The sequence below is a fragment of the Atopobium sp. ICM42b genome, assembly GCA_000564995.1.
In the GTDB taxonomy this organism is placed as follows: Bacteria; Actinomycetota; Coriobacteriia; order Coriobacteriales; family Atopobiaceae; genus Lancefieldella.
The window spans coordinates 38,012-56,923 of record JDFH01000002.1 but is presented as its reverse complement, the minus strand read 5'-3'; the positions used below and the strand labels follow the sequence as shown (position 1 = coordinate 56,923).

Annotated in this window: 11 protein-coding genes; 9 read left to right on the top strand and 2 right to left on the bottom strand. The window is 47.9% G+C overall.

Features of this window, described 5'->3' with window-relative positions; translation table 11 throughout:
* Window positions 1-4 precede the first annotated feature (4 nt).
* The 5 genes from HMPREF1493_RS00295 (at window position 5) to HMPREF1493_RS00270 (ending at window position 9,981) form a co-directional block, all read left to right on the top strand.
* Entirely contained in the window at window positions 5-706 is a 702-nt protein-coding gene (locus HMPREF1493_RS00295; protein WP_035426904.1) for an ABC transporter ATP-binding protein, read from the top strand.
* A gap of 2 nt (window positions 707-708) precedes the next feature.
* Window positions 709-4,041 carry an FtsX-like permease family protein gene (locus HMPREF1493_RS00290; protein WP_035426903.1) on the top strand — a complete coding sequence of 1,111 codons (3,333 nt, stop codon included), beginning with the start codon at window positions 709-711 and terminating at the stop codon, window positions 4,039-4,041.
* Window positions 4,042-4,121: 80 nt separating this feature from the next.
* Entirely contained in the window at window positions 4,122-7,166 is a 3,045-nt protein-coding gene (locus tag HMPREF1493_RS06800) for a DUF4422 domain-containing protein (protein ID WP_051485195.1), read from the top strand.
* Between the two features lie 54 nt (window positions 7,167-7,220).
* Window positions 7,221-9,338 carry an NAD-dependent DNA ligase LigA gene (gene ligA, locus HMPREF1493_RS00280; protein ID WP_035426902.1) on the top strand — a complete coding sequence of 706 codons (2,118 nt, stop codon included), beginning with the start codon at window positions 7,221-7,223 and terminating at the stop codon, window positions 9,336-9,338.
* Window positions 9,339-9,612: 274 nt separating this feature from the next.
* Window positions 9,613-9,981: an arsenate reductase family protein gene (locus HMPREF1493_RS00270; protein ID WP_035426900.1), complete on the top strand. Its 369-nt coding sequence runs from the start codon at window positions 9,613-9,615 to the stop codon at window positions 9,979-9,981.
* 150 nt (window positions 9,982-10,131) lie between these two features.
* On the opposite strand, the gene HMPREF1493_RS00265 is transcribed toward HMPREF1493_RS00270, so the two are convergent.
* Complete coding sequence (locus HMPREF1493_RS00265; protein ID WP_035426899.1) at window positions 10,132-11,097, bottom strand: zinc dependent phospholipase C family protein; 966 nt, start codon at window positions 11,095-11,097, stop codon at window positions 10,132-10,134.
* A 105-nt stretch (window positions 11,098-11,202) separates the two neighbouring features.
* On the opposite strand from HMPREF1493_RS00265, the gene HMPREF1493_RS00260 reads away from it, so the two are divergent.
* Together HMPREF1493_RS00260 and HMPREF1493_RS00255 are read left to right on the top strand one after the other, a co-directional pair.
* Window positions 11,203-11,781: a manganese efflux pump MntP gene (locus HMPREF1493_RS00260; RefSeq protein WP_035426898.1), complete on the top strand. Its 579-nt coding sequence runs from the start codon at window positions 11,203-11,205 to the stop codon at window positions 11,779-11,781.
* A 44-nt stretch (window positions 11,782-11,825) separates the two neighbouring features.
* Window positions 11,826-13,112: an ABC transporter substrate-binding protein gene (locus tag HMPREF1493_RS00255; RefSeq protein ID WP_035426897.1), complete on the top strand. Its 1,287-nt coding sequence runs from the start codon at window positions 11,826-11,828 to the stop codon at window positions 13,110-13,112.
* A gap of 117 nt (window positions 13,113-13,229) precedes the next feature.
* On the opposite strand, the gene HMPREF1493_RS00250 is transcribed toward HMPREF1493_RS00255, so the two are convergent.
* On the bottom strand, window positions 13,230-15,323 hold the full coding sequence (locus tag HMPREF1493_RS00250; protein WP_035426896.1) for a glutamine synthetase III family protein: 2,094 nt from the start codon (window positions 15,321-15,323) through the stop codon (window positions 13,230-13,232).
* 260 nt (window positions 15,324-15,583) lie between these two features.
* Between HMPREF1493_RS00250 and polA the strand changes: the two genes are divergently transcribed.
* Together polA and rnhA are read left to right on the top strand one after the other, a co-directional pair.
* Window positions 15,584-18,307, top strand: a complete 2,724-nt coding sequence (gene polA, locus HMPREF1493_RS00245) for a DNA polymerase I (protein WP_035427073.1) — start codon at window positions 15,584-15,586, stop codon at window positions 18,305-18,307.
* Between the two features lie 34 nt (window positions 18,308-18,341).
* On the top strand, window positions 18,342-18,854 hold the full coding sequence (gene rnhA / locus HMPREF1493_RS00240) for a ribonuclease HI (RefSeq protein ID WP_084058256.1): 513 nt from the start codon (window positions 18,342-18,344) through the stop codon (window positions 18,852-18,854).
* Window positions 18,855-18,912: the final 58 nt, after the last annotated feature.

Here is an 18,912-nt window from a genome sequence, read left to right as displayed (position 1 = left end):
ACGTATGTCTTTTGTTGAATTTAAAGAGGTAACAAAGACGTATACCATGGGCTCCGTCAAGGTACATGCTGTCCATGACATGAACTTCTCCATAGAAGAAGGAGAGCTTTGCGTAATTGTAGGCCCATCAGGTGCTGGTAAAACAACTGTCTTAAATATGCTCGGAGGTATGGATACCTGTACCTCCGGGTCTATTTATTTAGACGGAAAAGAAATTGGTGGGCTTTCAGAAAAAGAAAGAACGCTCTATCGTCGTCATGATATTGGCTTTGTTTTCCAGTTTTACAATCTAGTTCCTAACCTCACTGCAAAAGAGAACGTTGAGCTTGCGTCGCAGATTTGTCTTGACCCCATGCAGCCAGAAGACGCGCTTCGCGCTGTTGGTCTTGAGCATCGTATGGATAACTTCCCAGCTCAACTTTCTGGTGGAGAGCAGCAGCGCGTCTCTATTGCGCGCGCTTTGGCAAAAAATCCACGCCTTTTGCTTTGCGATGAGCCAACAGGTGCGCTGGATTATAAAACAGGAAAGCAAATTCTTAAGCTCCTGCAAGATATGTGCAAAGAGCAGCATAAGACCGTGGCTATTGTCACGCATAACTTTGCGTTTACTCAAATTGCTCATAGGGTTATCCACGTTAAAGAAGGCCAGGCTCAATCGGTAGAAATTAATCAGCACCCAGCTGACGCGCTTACTGTCGAGTGGTAGTTATGCCACACGCTCTTTTTACCGAGATTACTCGGACCATCAAAGGGTCTCTCGCCAGATTTCTTGCAATTGCAGGAATTGTTGCTTTAGGCTGCGGCTTCTTTGCAGGCCTCAAAATGGCAAGCCCTGACATGCAAGAGGCGGCTCATACGTTTTACGCAAACCAGCATCTCTATGACCTTCGCGTCATCTCAACACTTGGGTTAAGCGAGAAGGACGTTTCCGCCCTGGCGTCAGTTGAAGGTGTTGAAACGGTTATGCCTTCTCGGACGGTAGACGTTATGGCTACGTTGACGTCATCGCAATCTACTGCTCGCGTGAGTTCTTTTAGATCCGGTGAGCTTAACCAGCCAATAGTTGTTGAGGGAAGGCTTCCTCAAGGGCCTTATGAGTGCGTGATGAGCGCTGATCCCAAGAAACGCGCTGATATCAGCCTTGGTCAACAGATTGAGCTACCAGATACTTCAAACGGCGTTCATTTAAAGGGCGGCTCGTACACGGTTGTTGGTTTTGTAAATGCGCCAACCTATCCGTATGTCAGCAATTTTGGCACCACATCGTTAGGCAATGGCATTGTGCAGCAATTTGTGTATGTCACTGAAGATGCTTTTGCAGACGATGACCCTTATACCGAAGTGTATCTGACGGTTCAGGGTGCTACCAGGTATAAGAGCGGCTCATCGGCGTATCAGAGTGCAGTTGATAGCGTTGCAGAACGAATTACACAAATGAATCCGTCACTTGCTTCACTTCGTTTGCAAGAGCTCAAAGATGACGCTCAAACTCAGGTTGATGAGGCTCGTCAAAAACTGGAGCAATCAAGACAAGAGGCCGCAGATAAACTAGGGGATGCCCAAAAGAAGCTTGATGATGCGGAAGCACAGATTTCCGCTCAACAGCAAAAACTGGCTGATGGTCAGCGCCAATATGATGCGGGACGTCAGCAGCTTACAGCTTCTCGCTACAGTGCTGAGCGGCAATTTGCACAAGCGGAAGCTCAGATTACTGCCTCAGAGGCTCAGATAGCTCAGGGTACAGCTGAGCTCAGTGCAGGAGAGGCCCAGTATCAGGCTGGTCTTGCTGCCTATAATGCAGGACAAGCAACGTTTACACAGCAAAAGAGTGCGTTTGAAGCGGGTAGAGATGCGTATCTTGCGGGGCTTGCTGCGCAAGGCATCACCGCTTCAAGTCTTGAAGAAGCGCAGCAACGGCTCAGTGCTTTAGGCCTGTCAACTACGCAAGTAGACGCTCTTCTCGCCACACAAGCGCAGATTACGGCTGCAGAGACAGAATTGGCTACCCAGCAGCAGACTCTTGCGGCTGCGAGGGAAGAGCTTGATCAGCGCACAGCTCAACTACATGAGGCAGAGTCACAAGTAGCTCAGGCGCGTCAGGATTTGAGTGAGGCGAGAAGTGCTACTGCAGATCAGCTGTCTGCGGCTCAAGAAAAACTTGCTGCGTCGCTTAGTCGCCTGAGCGCAGGACAAACAGCCCTCCAAAGTGCAGAAGCTCAGACTAACGAGGGAAGACAGAGTCTTGAGGAGCAACGCACTGAGGTCGAGAAACAACTTGCTGACGGTCAGAAAGAGCTTGATGAAGCTCAGAAGAAGATTGATGAGCTTAAAGAGCCCGATGTGTATGTACTTGATCGTACAAAAGAGATTGGCGTTGCAGCTTACCAAGCCGACTCAGAGCGTATTAACGACATTGCTAATGTATTTCCCCTGATGTTCTTCTTAGTTGCAGCACTGGTATCGCTTACCAGTATGACGCGTATGGTTTCTGAAGAGCGTACGCTTATTGGTGTTCATAAGGCGCTTGGTTATTCAACCGCTCAGATTGCGGCAAAGTACCTGTTATATGCCTTGCTCGCCTCACTTTTGGGTGCCGTTATTGGCATAGCATGTTTAAGTCAAGTGTTGCCAGGCGTTATTATCTCTGCATACGGGTCAATTTATACCATCCCAAATGGGGGAGCTCCTTATCCTATTCAGCTTGATAGTGCGTTACTCTCTGGACTTTCCGGTATAGGCATTACGCTTCTTTCAACCATGGCTGCCGTTTTATCCTCATTGAAAGAAGAGCCATCTAGCCTCATGCTTCCAAAAGCTCCAAAAGCGGGTTCAAAGATTTTTCTTGAGCGTGTTGAGCCTCTATGGTCCAGATTGTCTTTCTCGTGGAAAGTTACAATCAGAAACCTTGTCCGTTATAAGCGACGCTTGATTATGACGCTGGTAGGAATTGCTGGATGTACTGCGCTTTTGTTGGTTGCTTTTGGTCTTAGAGATTCCATTAGCGACATCATTGATAACCAATGGCCAGCTATCTCGCATTATGACTACATAGTGGGAATGACTTCTGATGTTTCTGAGGAAGAAGCAGATCAAATTAATGCAGAGCTTAATCAGGTGGGCGCAACAAATATTCATCGCATAACCAGAGAAAACGTTCTTCTTGAGTCTTTTACACAAAAGGCAGGCTCACTGACAAGAACAACTATTATGACCAGCAATTCTCTTCAAGACCTCACGGGCTTAGCTACCCTGCGCAATCGTCTTTCTGGTCAAGCAATAGAGCTTGGAGAAGATTCGGTTGTCATTACAGAAAAGCTTGCAAAACGGCTTGGGGTAGGCGTGGGAGATACCATTCAGGTCTATGCTCAAGACAGAATCGGAAACGCTTCTGGCGAGCCACGTACGCTTACTGTTACAGGAGTTGCCGAGAATTACGTTGGGTCGTATCTGTATCTGGGACCTTCAGCATGGCATTCTCTAGGTATTCAAGATCAAGCAGCGGACGGCTGGTATGCAACGCTTCCCGAAGATCAGGCAACGAGAGATGCATTTGGAGAAAAGCTTATTAACCAGACAGGAGTTGCAACTGTTGATGACGTCAATGAAGCTATCCGCACTTATAGAGAATCACTTGCCGTAGTTAACCGTGTTGTAGCTATTCTTATTGTGGCTGCAGCCCTGCTGGCATTTATCGTCCTGTATAACCTCACCAATATCAATATTGAAGAGCGCGTTAGAGAAATTGCAAGCCTCAAAGTACTTGGATTTACGCGTCATGAAGTTGATGCCTATGTCTTTAGAGAGATTGCTTTGTTGGCCATCTTTGGAGCGCTCTTTGGACTTGTTCTAGGAACATACCTTGAGGGATTTGTAGTTCAAACTGCCGAGATTGACCTTGTTATGTTTGGTCGAGCTATCCATGCACCAAGCTATTGGTTTGCCTTTGGACTTACGCTTGTCTTCTCGCTGTTGGTATATGTTGCCATGCGACCTAAACTCAAAAATATTGATATGGTTGAGAGCTTGAAGAGCATCGAGTAGACATCTTTTGCCCGCCCAAGAGAGGCATATTTTAGATAAGATAGAAGATAGTTGAGATTGCTTATTTATAAGGAGTTGGTATGCCTAAGGTTTCTTTTGTAATTCCTGCATACAACATCGAATCATACATTGGGCGTTGTATTCAAAGTGTAAAGAATCAGACGTTTGGTGATTTTGAAGCAATTATTGTTGATGATGCCTCAACAGATTCCACTCCAGAGAAAATTGTTACGGCAGTAGGTGATGACTCAAGGTTTAAGGTTGTCACTCATCCAACCAATCAGGGCCTCCATCTGGCACGTAAAACTGCTGCAGCTCATACAAAAGGCGAGTGGGTCTTTTGCCTAGACGGTGATGATGAGGTTACTGCTGATTTTCTTGAGCAGGTAGTTGCTCGTATTGATCAGAACCCTGTTGATATTCTCCACCTTGGCATTACTGTTATTCCAGAAAATGGCGTTGACCCAACTGATGCAAAGTCTTTTGAGAGCTACATTAACCAACAATCAGACTTTACTCAGGGTGACGATATCCTTCGCATTATTTATGATGAAGGCTATGGACAGAAGCTTGATTGGCGAGCTACGCAACGCCTGTATCGCGGAGAACTTTTCCGCTCTGCCTTTGCAGAGATGACTTCGGAGCGCCTGGTAAGAGCAGAAGATGCCTATGAGGTATTTATCCTGGCAGATAAGGCTCAGACCGCTGATGGCTTTGAGTCTTGCAGAGGTTTTTTGTACCACTATGGTATTGGTGTAACTGGCGCTTCTCGTATTTCTTTAGATAAATTTGGAGAGTTCTGCTATCAGTTCTTGGACAACATTGATCAGGTAGAACTCTATATTGGCAAATCAGATAACATTGCGCATCTCAACTCCTTTAAGGGAATGAAGCATAGACTGTTGGAGCTTCTGAGTGCTGAGTGGAGATTCCGTCTTGCTCCTGAAGATCAAGAAGCAGCCCTTGAGCCGTTTGCCATTCTCTTTGGACCAGCGGTAGCTGCTCGAGAGCTCTATCGCTTTGTAAGGGATATTGCTTACGAGGCCATTGCTACTGGAACCGAGCTTCCAGAAGACAGTGATGCATATCGCTACAGGACGTATGCAAAGAAATATGCTGCTCTCATGCATCAGGATGAGGGACTGTCGTTTGATAGGGCAGTTCGCATGAAACAGATTGCCGATGAGCACATGGAATATCTAGAAAGAAAGCACATGGTAAAGATGTTTGAGCAGCAGCCTATTCGCATTCTTATCACTTCTCATAAAGATGTTGATGTTCCCGCAAGCAACTACCTTCAGCCTATTCAGGTAGGACCAGGTCAGAAGAGTAATCGCTTTACGTATATGCTCCATGACGATGAGGGCGATACCATTACCGAGAAAAACCCAATGTACTGTGAGATGACTACACAGTATTGGGCATGGAAGAACATCACCAATGCTCGCTATGTTGGCTTTGGTCATTATCGTCGCTACTTCAACTTTACCGATACGGTTTATCCAGAAAATCCGTTTGGTGAGGTCATGGATGATTTCATTGATGAGGACGCCATCAAGAAATATGGTCTTGATGATCAGACCATTGCTCAGTGCATTGAGGGCTATGACCTCATTACTACTGGGGTAAAGGATATTCGCAAATTCCCTGGAAGCGCTAATACACCTCTTGAGCAGTACCATTCCGCTCCGCTGCTTCATCCAAAGGATATGGATACTATGGCTGCGCTTATTATTGAGCGTCACCCAGAGTATACAGAGGATGTAAACGCTTTTCTCAACGGCCATCAGCAGTGCTTCTGCAACATGTACATCATGCGCAAAGAGCTCTTTGACCGCTATGCTGCATGGGTGTTCCCACTTGTTGACGAGTGGACTGCCCGTACTGATATGTCTACGTACAGCAAAGAGGCCCTAAGAACTCCAGGTCATCTGACTGAGCGTCTCTTTAATATCTGGCGTATGCATATGCTGCGTACAGAGGGCAAAAACTGGAAGGTAAAAGAGCTTCAGTGCATTCACTTTACCAATCCAGAGCCTCGTCAGAAGTTCATTCCTCTCTTTGAAGAGAAGCCTGAGATTGCAAGCCAGAACGTTGTTCCTGTTGTCTTTGCAGCAGATAACAACTACGTTCCAATTCTTACCTGCGCTATGGGTTCAATGCTTGAAAACGCCGACCCTAGCCGCTTCTACGACGTGGTTGTCCTTAACACCAATATCGGCGGCTCAAAGCAGGAGATGGTTAAGAAGTACTTCTCGCGTTATAAGAATGCTCGTATTACGTTCTATAACGTGTGGCGCATGGTCAAAGACTACAAGCTAGACACTAATAACGCGCACATTAGTGTGGAGACATACTTCCGTTTCTTGGCTCAAGACATTCTTTCTGCTTACGATAAGGTTGTCTATCTTGACTCTGACCTTGTGGTTAACGGTAATGTTGCTGAACTTTTTGATGTAAGAATGGGCAACAATCTTATTGCCGCAACGCTTGATATTGATTATCTGGCAAACCTTAACGTTCGCGGTGGAGATCGTATGAAGTACAGCCTTGACGTCCTTAACCTTAAGAATCCTTATGCGTACTTCCAGGCGGGAGTTATGGTCTTTAATACCGCTGAACTGCGCCGCTATCACACTGTTCCAGAATGGTTGCGCATTGCGTCCAATCCGATTTTTATCTACAACGATCAAGATATTCTGAACAGCGAGTGCCAGGGTCGCGTTGTCTATCTCCCTGCTGACTGGAACGTGACGCATAACATTTTTGGACGTGCCGAGAAACTCTATCCAATGGCACCAAATAGCGTATTTGATGACTATCAGGCAGCACGTCGTGCTCCAAAGATTGTTCACTTTGCTGGTGCTATTAAGCCTTGGCAGAATGCCAGCTGCGACATGGCTTCCTATTTCTGGAAGTACGCGCGCAACACTCCGTTCTACGAGGTTATTATTCAGGACATGGTGCCAGGCGCTAGAAATGACGCCGATGTCACAGAGTTCCACGAGCGCGCGCTTTCTGATGCAAGCCCTCTGCGCAAGATTATTGACCCCATTGCACCATATGGCAGCGCAAGGCGAGAAGCCCTTAAGGCCCTTGGTAGAACCTTAAGAGGACGCAAATAAATACCTGGTAGGTGCAAGATTTCTTGCACCTACGTTTTTATGTTTGGAGTAGTAATGGCAGCCCTTTCGCCAAAAGATATCGCTCGTGCGGCAGAACTCAATAGAATCTTGAATCATGCGGCATATGCTTACTATGCCCTTGATAATCCAGAGCTTACTGACGCTGAGTTTGACCGCCTTCTTATTGAGCTTCAGCAGCTTGAGGCAGCATATCCAGAGCTTGTAACTGAGGATAGCTATACCCAGCGCGTAGGTGGATACGTTTCTGAGCAGTTTGAGCCTGTCCAGCATGCCGCGCGCATGTATTCTATGGACGATGCCATGAACCTAGAAGAGCTGGATGCATGGCTTTCCAGAACTGATGAGGCTCTTGGTGCATCACCTGCAAACCCAGTGGCATATACCTGTGAGCTTAAGATTGACGGCTTAGGTGTTGCATTAACGTATCGTGACGGACAGTTTGTTCGCGCTGCTACACGAGGTGACGGCAGCACGGGAGAAAACGTTACAGCAAACGTTTTGACTATCTCTGACGTACCAAGAGAACTTGCACTTGCAGGACTTGAGCAGGTTGAAAATAGGGGTCTTAACCAGAGCATTGAGGTGCGTGGTGAGGTCTATATGCCCAAGCATTCCTTTATTCGTTTGAATGAAGATGCGGATGCTGCAGGTAAACAGCCTTTTGCTAACCCAAGAAATGCGGCCGCTGGATCTTTGCGTCAGAAGGATCCAAAGATTACCGCTCATCGAGACCTCGAGACCTTTATCTACGCAGTGGCCGATGAGGGTCCTCTTGACGTTCACAGTCAGTGGGAGTTCTTAAACTGGCTTCGTAGCTGCGGCTTTAATGTTAATCCTCATGCTCGTCGTTGCTTGAGCGCTCAGGAAGTTCACGATTTTTGTGCGCAAGCTCTTGAGCAGCGAGGAGACCTTAACTACGACATTGATGGCGTGGTGGTAAAGGTTGACTCTTTTGCCAGCCAGGAAGCTCTAGGATTTACTTCTCGCGCTCCTCGTTGGGCTATTGCATTTAAGTTCCCACCAGAGGAAAAGCAGACCGTTTTGCGAGAAATTCGTATTCAGGTTGGTCGTACGGGCGTGCTTACTCCTGTTGCTGAGTTTGATCCCGTTACTGTTGCGGGTTCTACCATTGCGCGCGCAACCCTCCACAACCTTGATGAGATTCGTCGTAAAAATGTGCGCGAGGGCGACACCATCATTGTCCACAAGGCAGGAGATGTTATTCCAGAGGTTGTAGGACCAGTTTTGAGTCTTCGACCTGCAGATGCTGTTGAGTTTCAGATGCCAACTACCTGCCCAAGCTGCGGCAGCCCTGTTATTCAGGAAGAAGGAGAAGTGGCTTTCCGCTGCGTCTCTATTGATTGCCCTGCTCAGGCAGTTGAGCGCCTGATTCACTGGGGTAGCCGTAAGGCTATGGACATTGACGGCCTTGGTGACGAGCTTATTAACCGTATGGTTGAAGAAGGCGTCCTCTCTGACGTTGCTGATTTCTACGACAAACTCACTGAAGAAACGCTGGCAAACATGCCTACAGGTCGTGTCTACGATACTGATACTGCAGATCACCTTTCTGGCGACAGCATTCCAGTGGGTCACACAATTGCCAAGAAGGTTATGGCAAAGGTTGAGGAATCAAAGACGCGTGGTCTTGGACGCGTGCTCTTTGGTATTGGCATGAGGCACGTTGGCGCTAACGTCGCAGAGCTACTTGCTCAGGAGTTTGGCTCTATCCAGGCTCTTGCTACAGCACCTGTCGAGAAGATCGCTGAAATCCCAGGTATTGGCCCTAAGATTGCAGAATCTGTACACGAGTTCTTCTCGATACCAGAAAATGTTGCCGTTATTGAGCGTCTTCGTCAGGCAGGCGTAGTGCTAGAGGAAGAGAAGTCAGAAAACGAGCTTCCTCAGACACTTGCTGGGCTTACGTTTGTTTTAACGGGAACTCTTGAACACTTCACACGTGATGAGGCTGGTGCCCAGCTTAAAGCTATGGGAGCAAAGGTTTCCGGCTCTGTATCTAAGAAGACAAGCTTTGTAGTAGCAGGAGAAGCCGCGGGATCTAAGCTTACTAAGGCTGAGGGCTTGGGTGTTCCTGTACTTGATGAGGCTGCGCTCCAGCAAATTCTTGAAACAGGTCAGGCACCTGCATAAATGTGCATGGTTAGTTACAAAGTGGAGTGTTAAACTATCTTGTTACAATCAGGAAAATAGGAGGTAAACAGATGAACCTACTAAAAAGCAAGTACATTTCTCTTGGAATGATGTTTTTGATTTTAGCAATCATCCTGAGCGCAGTATCAAACGTTAATGACCTCTTTATCGGTATGATTTATGGCATTTCTTTAGGAATATTGATTTTAGGATTGCTTGTAAATCAAAAAAGTTTGCGTTTATGTAATCGATAATTGATCCAAAAGGCACAGCCATGGCAGATAAAAACATTTTGGTTCTTTGCTATTCTCGCTGCACTACCTGTAAGAGAGCTCTTAAATGGCTTGATGAGCACGGCGTTTCTTATACACTGCGCGATATTAAAGAGGAGAACCCAACTGCAGAAGAGCTTGCCGAGTGGCACAAACTGAGCGGTCTTTCCATCAGGAAATTCTTCAATACTTCAGGCATGGTGTATCGCGATAATAACATCAAGGAGCAGCTTGATGCAGGCATGAGCGATAGCGATGCCTATAATTTGCTTGCCACCACAGGCATGCTGGTTAAGCGCCCCTTGGTTGTTGCAGGCAATACTATCTTGCTTGGATTCAAGGAGCCTGCGTGGGAAGAAGCACTTCTGTAGAGTCAACCTCTAGGTATGTGCCTGTACAGTATGCGCTTTACAGCATGCGTCAGATTGTAGATAAGCGTTAGTAAAAAAGGCAGCTACCAAGGTAGTTGCCTTTTTTCTTACGTATTCGAATATGCATCGTCTTTGGTGTTTTGTTGCAAGTTAGTCCTCGTCATCAACCATTTCTACAACGGGTTTACCCATGTAATTGATGCCGTCGACCAGCTCTTCCAAGGTAATTCTCTGACCCAAAATAGTTGCCTGAACAAGCTCTTTGTAGAACTCACGAGCTTCATCCATAAGATCAAGAATGCTTTCAGTCTTGATCTCTCCTGTGTAAGGCTCTTTCCAAGGTAGACGCTTGAGGTTTGCCGTAGGGAAGTCCTCGGTTTTAACAATACGATGGGCCATCGCCGCAACGTATGAATTGTTTGAAGGACGCATGAACTTCTCGGTCTTATACAAAACGTCAGGAAGCTTGGTGGTGTACTTAGGATCAGTACGCTCTACCGTGTGGTAGATGCGAGCGTAATCCTGAAGGGCCTTCTCGTACTCACCAACGCCAACATTAAGGTCAAATACCTGAAGAGCTACCTGCGAGAAGAGTGCACCACCAACGTGCTTGGTTGATTCGATTGCTTCAAGCACCTCAGCTGGGGGAAACGTTTCAACGGTAGTATGGCGCAAGTGCCAGAGAAGGTATGAGTCTAAATCTGTCTCGATAATAGGGTGGAGTTCTCTGTAGGCATTCTTGAGAGATGGTTCCGCCTCAATCAATGCATCTTGCTGGGAATACACAAATGGATGGACAATTCTATCCAGGGCGTAGTGTGCTAAGAGGCCAAGTGCAAACGCACGACCAGCGGGCATGTCGCTCTGCGGTAGGCGAGAAACACCATCGCGAATAGAGAGAAACGCGTCAACAATATGACCCGCATGCATACGACGATGTAGTCTATTGCAGGCAAGCGAGTGGTTTGGCCAGGCAAGATGACGTGCTAGGAAGGGATCAGGACCCTGGTTTCCAAGCAGGAATGCATTGACCTCTGCATCAGTTGCAACAAGTTCTTGCGGTAAATCATGAACCACTTCTGCGCCAAACAGATAGTGAGTTATTAAAGCAGGCATAAGACTCCTCGTAGTTTTTCAATATAAGAGTAGCCTAAAACAGCTTACAGGCGTTAAAATTTCTCCTTCGTGTTACAAGATTTAATGATACCTGGGAACTGACACATGGGTCTACTTGAAATTTTAATGCTGGGTATGGCGCTTGCAACAGATGCGTTCTCTGTCACTATCTCTAACACCTTTGCCTTTGATGACCATAGGTTTTCTCGTCTTATGCGTATGCCTCTTTTCTTTGGTCTCTTTCAGTTTGGCATGCCTCTTGCTGGTTATTTTGTGGGTGGCATTGCAGCAGAGTTGATCGAGAAGTACGCAGGTATTGTCTCTTTAGTTATTCTTGGCTTCATTGGTTTAAACATGCTGTACAGCGGCTATAAGGCGCTCAAAGAAGATGCTTCTGAAGAAGATGAGGAAGAAGCTCAGCAAGGCGCTACAACACTCTCTTATGGCAAGTTGGTATTTCAAGCTGTTGCTACGGCAATTGATGCATTTGCTGTTGGTGTAAGTTTTAGGGCACATAGCGTAGACATTTTGGTTGCCTCGACACTCTTTGGCATTATTACCGCTATCCTCTGCACCATTGCATTGTTCGTTGGTAAAAAACTCGGCTCGCTTTTGGGTGATCGCGCCGAGATGGTCGGTGGTGTAGTGCTCATCCTGATTGGACTAAAAGCCTTTTTTGGATAAAATTTGTTTGACCAGATGGACTGAGTAGCAGGTAAGGAGGTAGCGTGAAGTTTATCCCAGATTGTCTGCGCCAGAAGCTGCATAAAACTTTTGGACCAAAAGACCCTGACGAGAAGATCACTCCACCAACTGCCACTTCTGTTACACGAACCTCATTTATCATCCTGGCTGTCTCAGCGGTTGCTGCGCCCGTAATAGCTACGGTAGCAAACGTTTTAAGTCCAGGAATTTCTTATGTTCAGCAGGAACTTCTTCCTCCACAGCTTAATTCAAAAGTTCCAGGCTACGCTCGAGCGCTTATTCAACTTGCGCAACGAGAGGGCTCCCTCAATCTTTTATGTACTTCAAAAGAAGCGGTAAAGTCCCTGGTAGAAACATATTCAAGAATGTTTTCTATGCCTGTTACGGTGGGTGAGGCAACAGAGGAAGAAATTCAGGAGTTTATTCAGCAAACATATACTTCTGGTAAGAGTTCGGAGTCTGAAACTTCTGATACCAAATCTGGTACTGATTGGGGTTTTGAGAAACCCGATGTCATTTTCTTGGCAAGCGAAGCTCTCATGCAAAATTTTGAGACTTCCGCATATTGTCAACCGTTTGAAGTTTCTTCAACAGACCAGTATGTGCGCCCTGAGTTTTTTGACGCCAACGGACACTGGTATGCCTACGCTGCAGATCCATTGGTTTTACTGGTAAATCAAGAACGCCTTAATGAGAAAAAGATTTTGCGTCCTCACGAATGGACCGATCTTCTTACAGATGGCCTGCGTGGAAGGTATGTTATTCCTGACCCCGCACTTACGTATACGGGCAAGAAGTTTGAATCGCTCTTTTTAGGCCAGTATGGTCTGGATAAAGGCGCTCAAATTATCCAAAGTTTGTTTGAAAATGTTGACGCATTTTCTGAGAGTACCCATCAAGCTATTAGAGACACAGGATTTGGCAGGTACAGGGCTTGTGTTTGTCCGCTGAGCGCTGCTTATAGGGCAATTACTAAAGACGATTTTGATAATCTTTCAGTTATTCTGCCAGGCACTTCTTATTTCTCTACGATAAGGTCATTTGTATGCCAGGGGTCAAAACATACGTATTCAGCGTATTTATGGCAGGAATTTATTACCAAACGAGATTCTGCTGAACACATGGGAGAAATGGACTCGTTCTTCTCGCCAGTTATTGAGGGAACACCAACGCCTTGGTATGCGGATCGTCTGAATTTGACAGCAGTAAGTGAATCAATGCAGATAGCTCCTGCTCCAACCGATGCAGAAGGCAATCTCATCAAGCTTGAAGACGTCCACGCTACCTACAGTAAGTTGGCCAATGCATAGTTTTTCCATACGTTAAGCATTTGGACACCAAAAACGGCCCAGGTAACTGAGCCGTTTTGCTTTAAAGGTGTAGTGACGAGAAGACCGATCTTCTCGCCAAGAAGCTCTGATGAAGAACTAGACGTAGAAGAGCATCTTGTTGTAGCTAGGAACTGGCCACCAGTCGTGTCCGCAGATGAGCTCCATGGAGTCAACGGCGCTGCGCAGGCGGGCCATAGCAGGAAGAACTTCATTGCAGTAGTATTCGCACTGCTCCTGAGGTTGATCTTTCATCTGGTGAGCTGTGGTGTTGATCTCATCAAGACTGTTGGTAGCTGCGTAAATCTCGTCAATACCTGCGGTGAGTTTCTCGACAATCTCTGTCTCTGCTGCACTCTTGATGCCAATGGCCTGCTTAGCAGCAACTGAAGAGGCAACATCACTTGAGTAGGTAAAGAGGGCAGGCAGGTACATGTGGCGCGTCATATACAGCATGGTACGAGCCTCGATGTTAAGGACCTTGGTGTACTGCTCAGCCTTTGCAATGTAGCGAGCCTGTGCTTCTGCCTGAGAGAGAACGCCGTAGCGCTCAAAGAGCTCAATGTTTTCTGGAGCAACCATTGCAGGGAGTGCCTCAGGAGTGGTGCGGAGGTTTGGAAGGCCGCGCTCTTCGGCAAGTTTCTCCCAATCGCCTGAGTAACCATTACCCTCAAAGAGGATGCGCTCATGAGCCTTAAAGGTGTCAATAACCCAGCTCAAAGCCTCCTTAGTGAAGTTCTCCCCAGAAACGTCTTCAAGGTCATTTGCAAAGCGGTCGCACTGCTCGGCGACAATGGTGTTCAAAATAACATTAGGGTCAGAAAGATTCTGCTGGCTGCCACACATGCGGAACTCAAACTTGTTACCAGTAAACGCAAAGGGGCTGGTACGGTTTCTGTCTGTGTTGTCCCTAAGGACTGCAGGTAGTGTTGGTACACCAAGGTCCATACGAGTGCGCTTTGCACCGTGAACATCGGAGCCAGTAATAAGATCATCAACAATTACAGAAAGCGCGGCGCCTAGGAAGACGGAAACAATCGCAGGTGGAGCCTCGTTTGCGCCAAGACGGTGATCGTTTCCAGCAGATGCAACAGACATGCGGAGAAGGTCTGCATGAGAGTCAACAGCGGCAACAAGGCACGCAAGGAAGACCAGGAAGCGAAGGTTCTCGCCAGGTTTATCGCCAGGTTCGAGCAGGTTCTCGTTGTCTGCGGAGAGTGACCAGTTGTCGTGCTTACCAGAGCCATTGACGTACTCAAAGGGCTTCTCGTGCTCAAGGCAGGCAAGGCCGTGATGCGGTGCAAGAAGCTTGAGCTTCTCCATGGTCAGGAGGTTGTTGTCAATAGCGAGTGCGCCCTGCTCAAAGACAGGTGCAAGCTCATGCTGGCAAGGAGCAACCTCGTTATGCTTGGTCTTTGCAGGGATGCCCAGCTTCCAGAGTTCGTCATCAAGCTCTTTCATGAAGTTGTTGACGGTTGGACGAATGGCACCAAAGTAGTGCTCGTCAAGCTCCTGACCTTTGCTTGGTTCGCAACCAAAGAGGGTACGACCACACAGAATAAGGTCAGGGCGCTGCTCAAAATCTTCCTCTTTGATAAGGAAGTACTCCTGCTCAGGACCAATGTTTGTAACAACGCGAGAAGGCTCTTGTCCAAAGAGCGCAAGAACACGCTTAGCCTGCTTCTCAAGGGCAACCTGAGAGCGAAGTAGCGGAGTACGCTTGTCTAGAGCTTCTCCGGTGTATGAAATAAATGCTGTTGGAATGCAGAGGACTTCATCTTTGATGAAAGTTGGGCTTGCAGGATCCCAAACCGTGTAACCACGAGCCTCAAACGTGGCACGCAGACCGCCAGAAGGGAAGCTTGATGCGTCAGGCTCGCCCTGTACCAGCTCTTTTCCCGAGAAGGACATCAAAATTGTGCCGTTTCCCTGAGGAGTCATAAAGCTGTCGTGCTTCTCGGAAGTAATACCTGTGAGAGGCTGGAACCAGTGGGTGAAGTGAGTGGCACCTTTTTCTAGCGCCCACTCTTTCATGGCATGCGCGACCTCGTTTGCAATGTCGAGGTCAAGCGGCTTGCCGTCCTGGATGACACTACGAAGTTTCTTGTACGTTGGCCTTGGCAGGCGTTCTTGCATGTCTGCGTCGGTAAAGAGAAGTGAGCCAAATTCTTGAGAAACTTTGTCGTGAGCCACAGCCCCTCCTTGTGGGTAAATGCTGGCAGTTAGTCTGTTTTCTCGCGTGCAATGCACATTATATCGCTTGTATTTTCGCACGAATGACACAGCAGGGATATATAGGATACAAACAGAAACAGAACGCTTACAAAAAATTTTAGCTGCCGCCAGAAGAGATGCGGGCTTTGTTTCCGTGGGCTCTGGCGCACATAAGCGGAGGAAGACTTAGTACAATAGAGGCACACAAACTAAGAGGAGCAGGTATGTCTGATACTACTATGCCAGTTGATACTACAAATCAAAATAATGCTGCGTCATCTAAAGAAGATGCAGCTAAACCGCGCAGAACTATTGCTGTTATTGACGGAAACTCGCTCATGCATCGAGCGTTCCATGCAATCCGTCAGCCTATGGCAGCACCAGATGGAACGCCAACCGGAGCGCTCTTTGGCTTCTTCAACATGTTTATCAAGCTTGTTGAGTCCTTCTCGCCAGATGGTGTCATTTGTGCCTTTGATAAGGGCAAGCCACAGGTTCGCATTGATATGCTGCCTCAGTACAAGGCTCAGCGTCCTCCTATGGATCCTGCTTTGCACGCGCAGTTCCCTGTAGTCAAAGAGCTGCTCAAAACGCTGGACGTTCCTGTTTGCCAGCTTGAAGGCTGGGAGGGCGACGACATCTTGGGCACCCTTGCTCGCCGTGGTGAGGCTGAGGGTTACCAGATGCTACTCTTCACGGGTGACCGCGATATGTACCAGCTTTCCACAGAAAACGTCAAGATTGTTTCTACGCGCAAAGGCGTCTCTGACGTCTCAATTATGACGCCAGAGACCGTGGCAGATCTCTATGCAGGTATTACGCCAGAGCTTGTTCCAGACTTTTATGGCCTCAAGGGAGACTCTTCCGATAACATTCCGGGTGTTCCTGGAATTGGCCCTAAGAAAGCCGCTGCTCTGATTGTTGAGTATGGCTCGCTTGACGAGGTTATTGCCCATGCTGACGAGGTCAAGGGTAAGGTGGGAGAAAACCTTCGCGCTCATATTGATGACGCGCTGCTCTCCCGTAAGGTTGCTACTATTCGCACTGATGCGCCGCTTGATATCAACCTGGAAGATGCTCAGTTCCCAACGTTTGATCCAAATGACGTGGTCAAGGCTTTCTCGGCTTTGGGCTTTACGGGCATGACCTCAAGGCTTGCTCGCATGGCTGGTGGCTCTGCCGCTGGTTCAGTTGCACAAACCGCCTCTGCGACACCTGCGCTTCCTATTCCGTCAGAGTATTTGCAGGCAGGAGACGCATCTGCTGCTCTGACCGCTGCACTTGAGAACCAGGAATGGATCGGCGTTGCAGAAGACTCTGCCGCCGATGCTGGCGCGCTCTTTAGCCTTTCTCGTACACTTTGGGTGTCTACAGAAAAGGCACTCCTCAAATTTGAGGGTGAAAACGCCACCGCAGCACTTTTGCGTATTTTGCGAGAAGCCCATGTAGCTGCAGACGATGCCAAGGCGTTGCTGCACGAGGTAAGCCCTGTTGATTCGTCTGAGCCACAGAAGATGGATATTGAAACCATTGATTCTGATCGACTCTTTGATACGGGTGTTGCCGCGTATCTGCTTGAGTCTGATCGTTCAAGTTTTGATATCAATGGCTTGGTTGAACTGTACTTTGGCTCTGAGCTTCCTGAGCCTACAGATGAGATTCCTGCAGCAGCATTAAGAGCAGTAGCTGCAAGAAACCTTGTTCCTGTACTGACTAAAAAGCTTGAAGACGATGGCTCATATGAGCTGTTTGCTGCGCTTGAAATGCAGCTTCTACCGGTCCTTGCCGCAATGGAGCGTCGTGGTCTCTACGTTGATCCTCAAGAACTTGCTCAGCAGTCTGCCCAGCTAGCGGAAGATATTGCGCAGCGCGTGGCAAGCATTCACCAGACAGCAGGTGAAGATTTCAACTTGGATTCTCCAAGCCAGCTTTCTCATATCTTGTTTGACGTGCTCAAGCTTCCAACCTATGGCCTCAAAAAGACACGTTCTGGTTTCTACTCCACCAACGCAAAGGTGCTTGGAGACCTGGCGCAGGAGTACCAGATTGTTGCTGATGTTCTTGAGTATCGTGAGCGTGCCAAGATCAAATCAACTTATCTCGATGCGCTTCCTGCGCTTATTCGTGGCGATAAGCGCATCCACACCACATTCAATCAGACCGTTGCTGCAACAGGAAGGCTTTCCAGCTCTGATCCAAACCTGCAGAACATTCCTACCCGCTCTGAGCTGGGACATCGTGTCCGTACTGCCTTTACCGTTCCCGAGGGCAGCGTTTTTCTCGCCTGCGACTACTCCCAGATTGAGCTGCGCTTGCTGGCACATCTTTCAGCTGACGAGCACCTGGTAGCAGCATTTAACTCTGGTGCCGATTTCCACGCCGCAACTGCCGCACGCGTCTTTGGCGTGCCTGTTGAAGAGGTCACGCCAGCACTTCGTAGCCGTGCTAAGGCAGTTAACTTTGGCATTGTCTATGGTCAGCAGGCCTTTGGTCTGGCAACGTCTCTGAAGATTTCCCGCAAGGAAGCGCAAGAGATGATTGACCGCTATTTTGACGCATATCCTGGAGTCCGTGCATACCTTGACGATTCCGTCCGTACTGCTCACGAGACTGGTTATGCGATTACCATGTACGGTCGTAAGCGCCACATTAGAGAGTTCAATCAGTCAAATCGCCAGCTCATTGCCTTTGGCGAGCGTACTGCTATGAATCACCCTATGCAGGGAAGTGCTGCAGACATTATCAAAATTGCAATGATTAATGTCGAGAAACGCCTGCGTGATGAGGGTCTTGCATCAAAGCTGATTCTTCAGATTCACGACGAACTTGACTTGGAAGTTCCAGAGTCAGAGATTGAGACAGTCTCTAAACTGGTAAAAGAGACCATGGAAGACGTTGTTACCCTGCGTGTTCCTCTCATTGCCGATGTCAGCTATGGTTCCAATTGGGCTGAGGCAAAGTAAACACGTAAGAGGCGCGTTCTAGAGGAGATTTGGTATGGAGGCAGCGACCTCATACATGCACGTCACGGTCTATACAGACGGTGCGTCTCGAGGAAACCCTGGTCCTGGTGGCTATGGGGCCGTGCTTCTGTACACCGATCCCTCCGGCCAGCAGCACACCAAAGAGTTCAGCCAGGGTTATAAAACTACTACGAATAATCGCATGGAGCTCCTCGGCGTCATCGTTGCACTTGAGGCTCTTAAGCGCCCCTGCCAGGTAGAGCTTTATTCCGATTCTAAGTACGTTGTTGATGCGTTTAATCAAAAATGGGTCTCGGGATGGATTAGAAAAGGCTGGAAGACAGCATCAAAAGAGCCTGTCAAAAACGTTGATCTTTGGAAGCGTTTGCTTTCCGCCATGGAAGACCATGAGGTAAGTTTCAAGTGGGTCAAGGGCCACGCAGGTCATCCGCTTAACGAGCGCTGCGATCAGCTGGCAACTGAGGCTGCAGACGGCTCCAATCTTCTTGACGACCAAGGTTTCTTCGTGGATCAGCCATTGCTGTAACCCCAGACGCGTAGGGCGAGAAGCCCTTCTCGCCCTACGTGCTCTCTACAAGAAAACA

Coding starts and splice junctions, on each gene's coding strand:
- HMPREF1493_RS00295 (WP_035426904.1), top strand. CDS start 5: ATGTCTTTTGTTGAATTTAAAGAGGTAACAAAGACGTATACCATGGGC.
- HMPREF1493_RS00290 (WP_035426903.1), top strand. CDS start 709: ATGCCACACGCTCTTTTTACCGAGATTACTCGGACCATCAAAGGGTCT.
- HMPREF1493_RS06800 (WP_051485195.1), top strand. CDS start 4,122: ATGCCTAAGGTTTCTTTTGTAATTCCTGCATACAACATCGAATCATAC.
- ligA (WP_035426902.1), top strand. CDS start 7,221: ATGGCAGCCCTTTCGCCAAAAGATATCGCTCGTGCGGCAGAACTCAAT.
- HMPREF1493_RS00270 (WP_035426900.1), top strand. CDS start 9,613: ATGGCAGATAAAAACATTTTGGTTCTTTGCTATTCTCGCTGCACTACC.
- HMPREF1493_RS00265 (WP_035426899.1), bottom strand. CDS start 11,097: ATGCCTGCTTTAATAACTCACTATCTGTTTGGCGCAGAAGTGGTTCAT.
- HMPREF1493_RS00260 (WP_035426898.1), top strand. CDS start 11,203: ATGGGTCTACTTGAAATTTTAATGCTGGGTATGGCGCTTGCAACAGAT.
- polA (WP_035427073.1), top strand. CDS start 15,584: ATGCCAGTTGATACTACAAATCAAAATAATGCTGCGTCATCTAAAGAA.
- rnhA (WP_084058256.1), top strand. CDS start 18,342: ATGGAGGCAGCGACCTCATACATGCACGTCACGGTCTATACAGACGGT.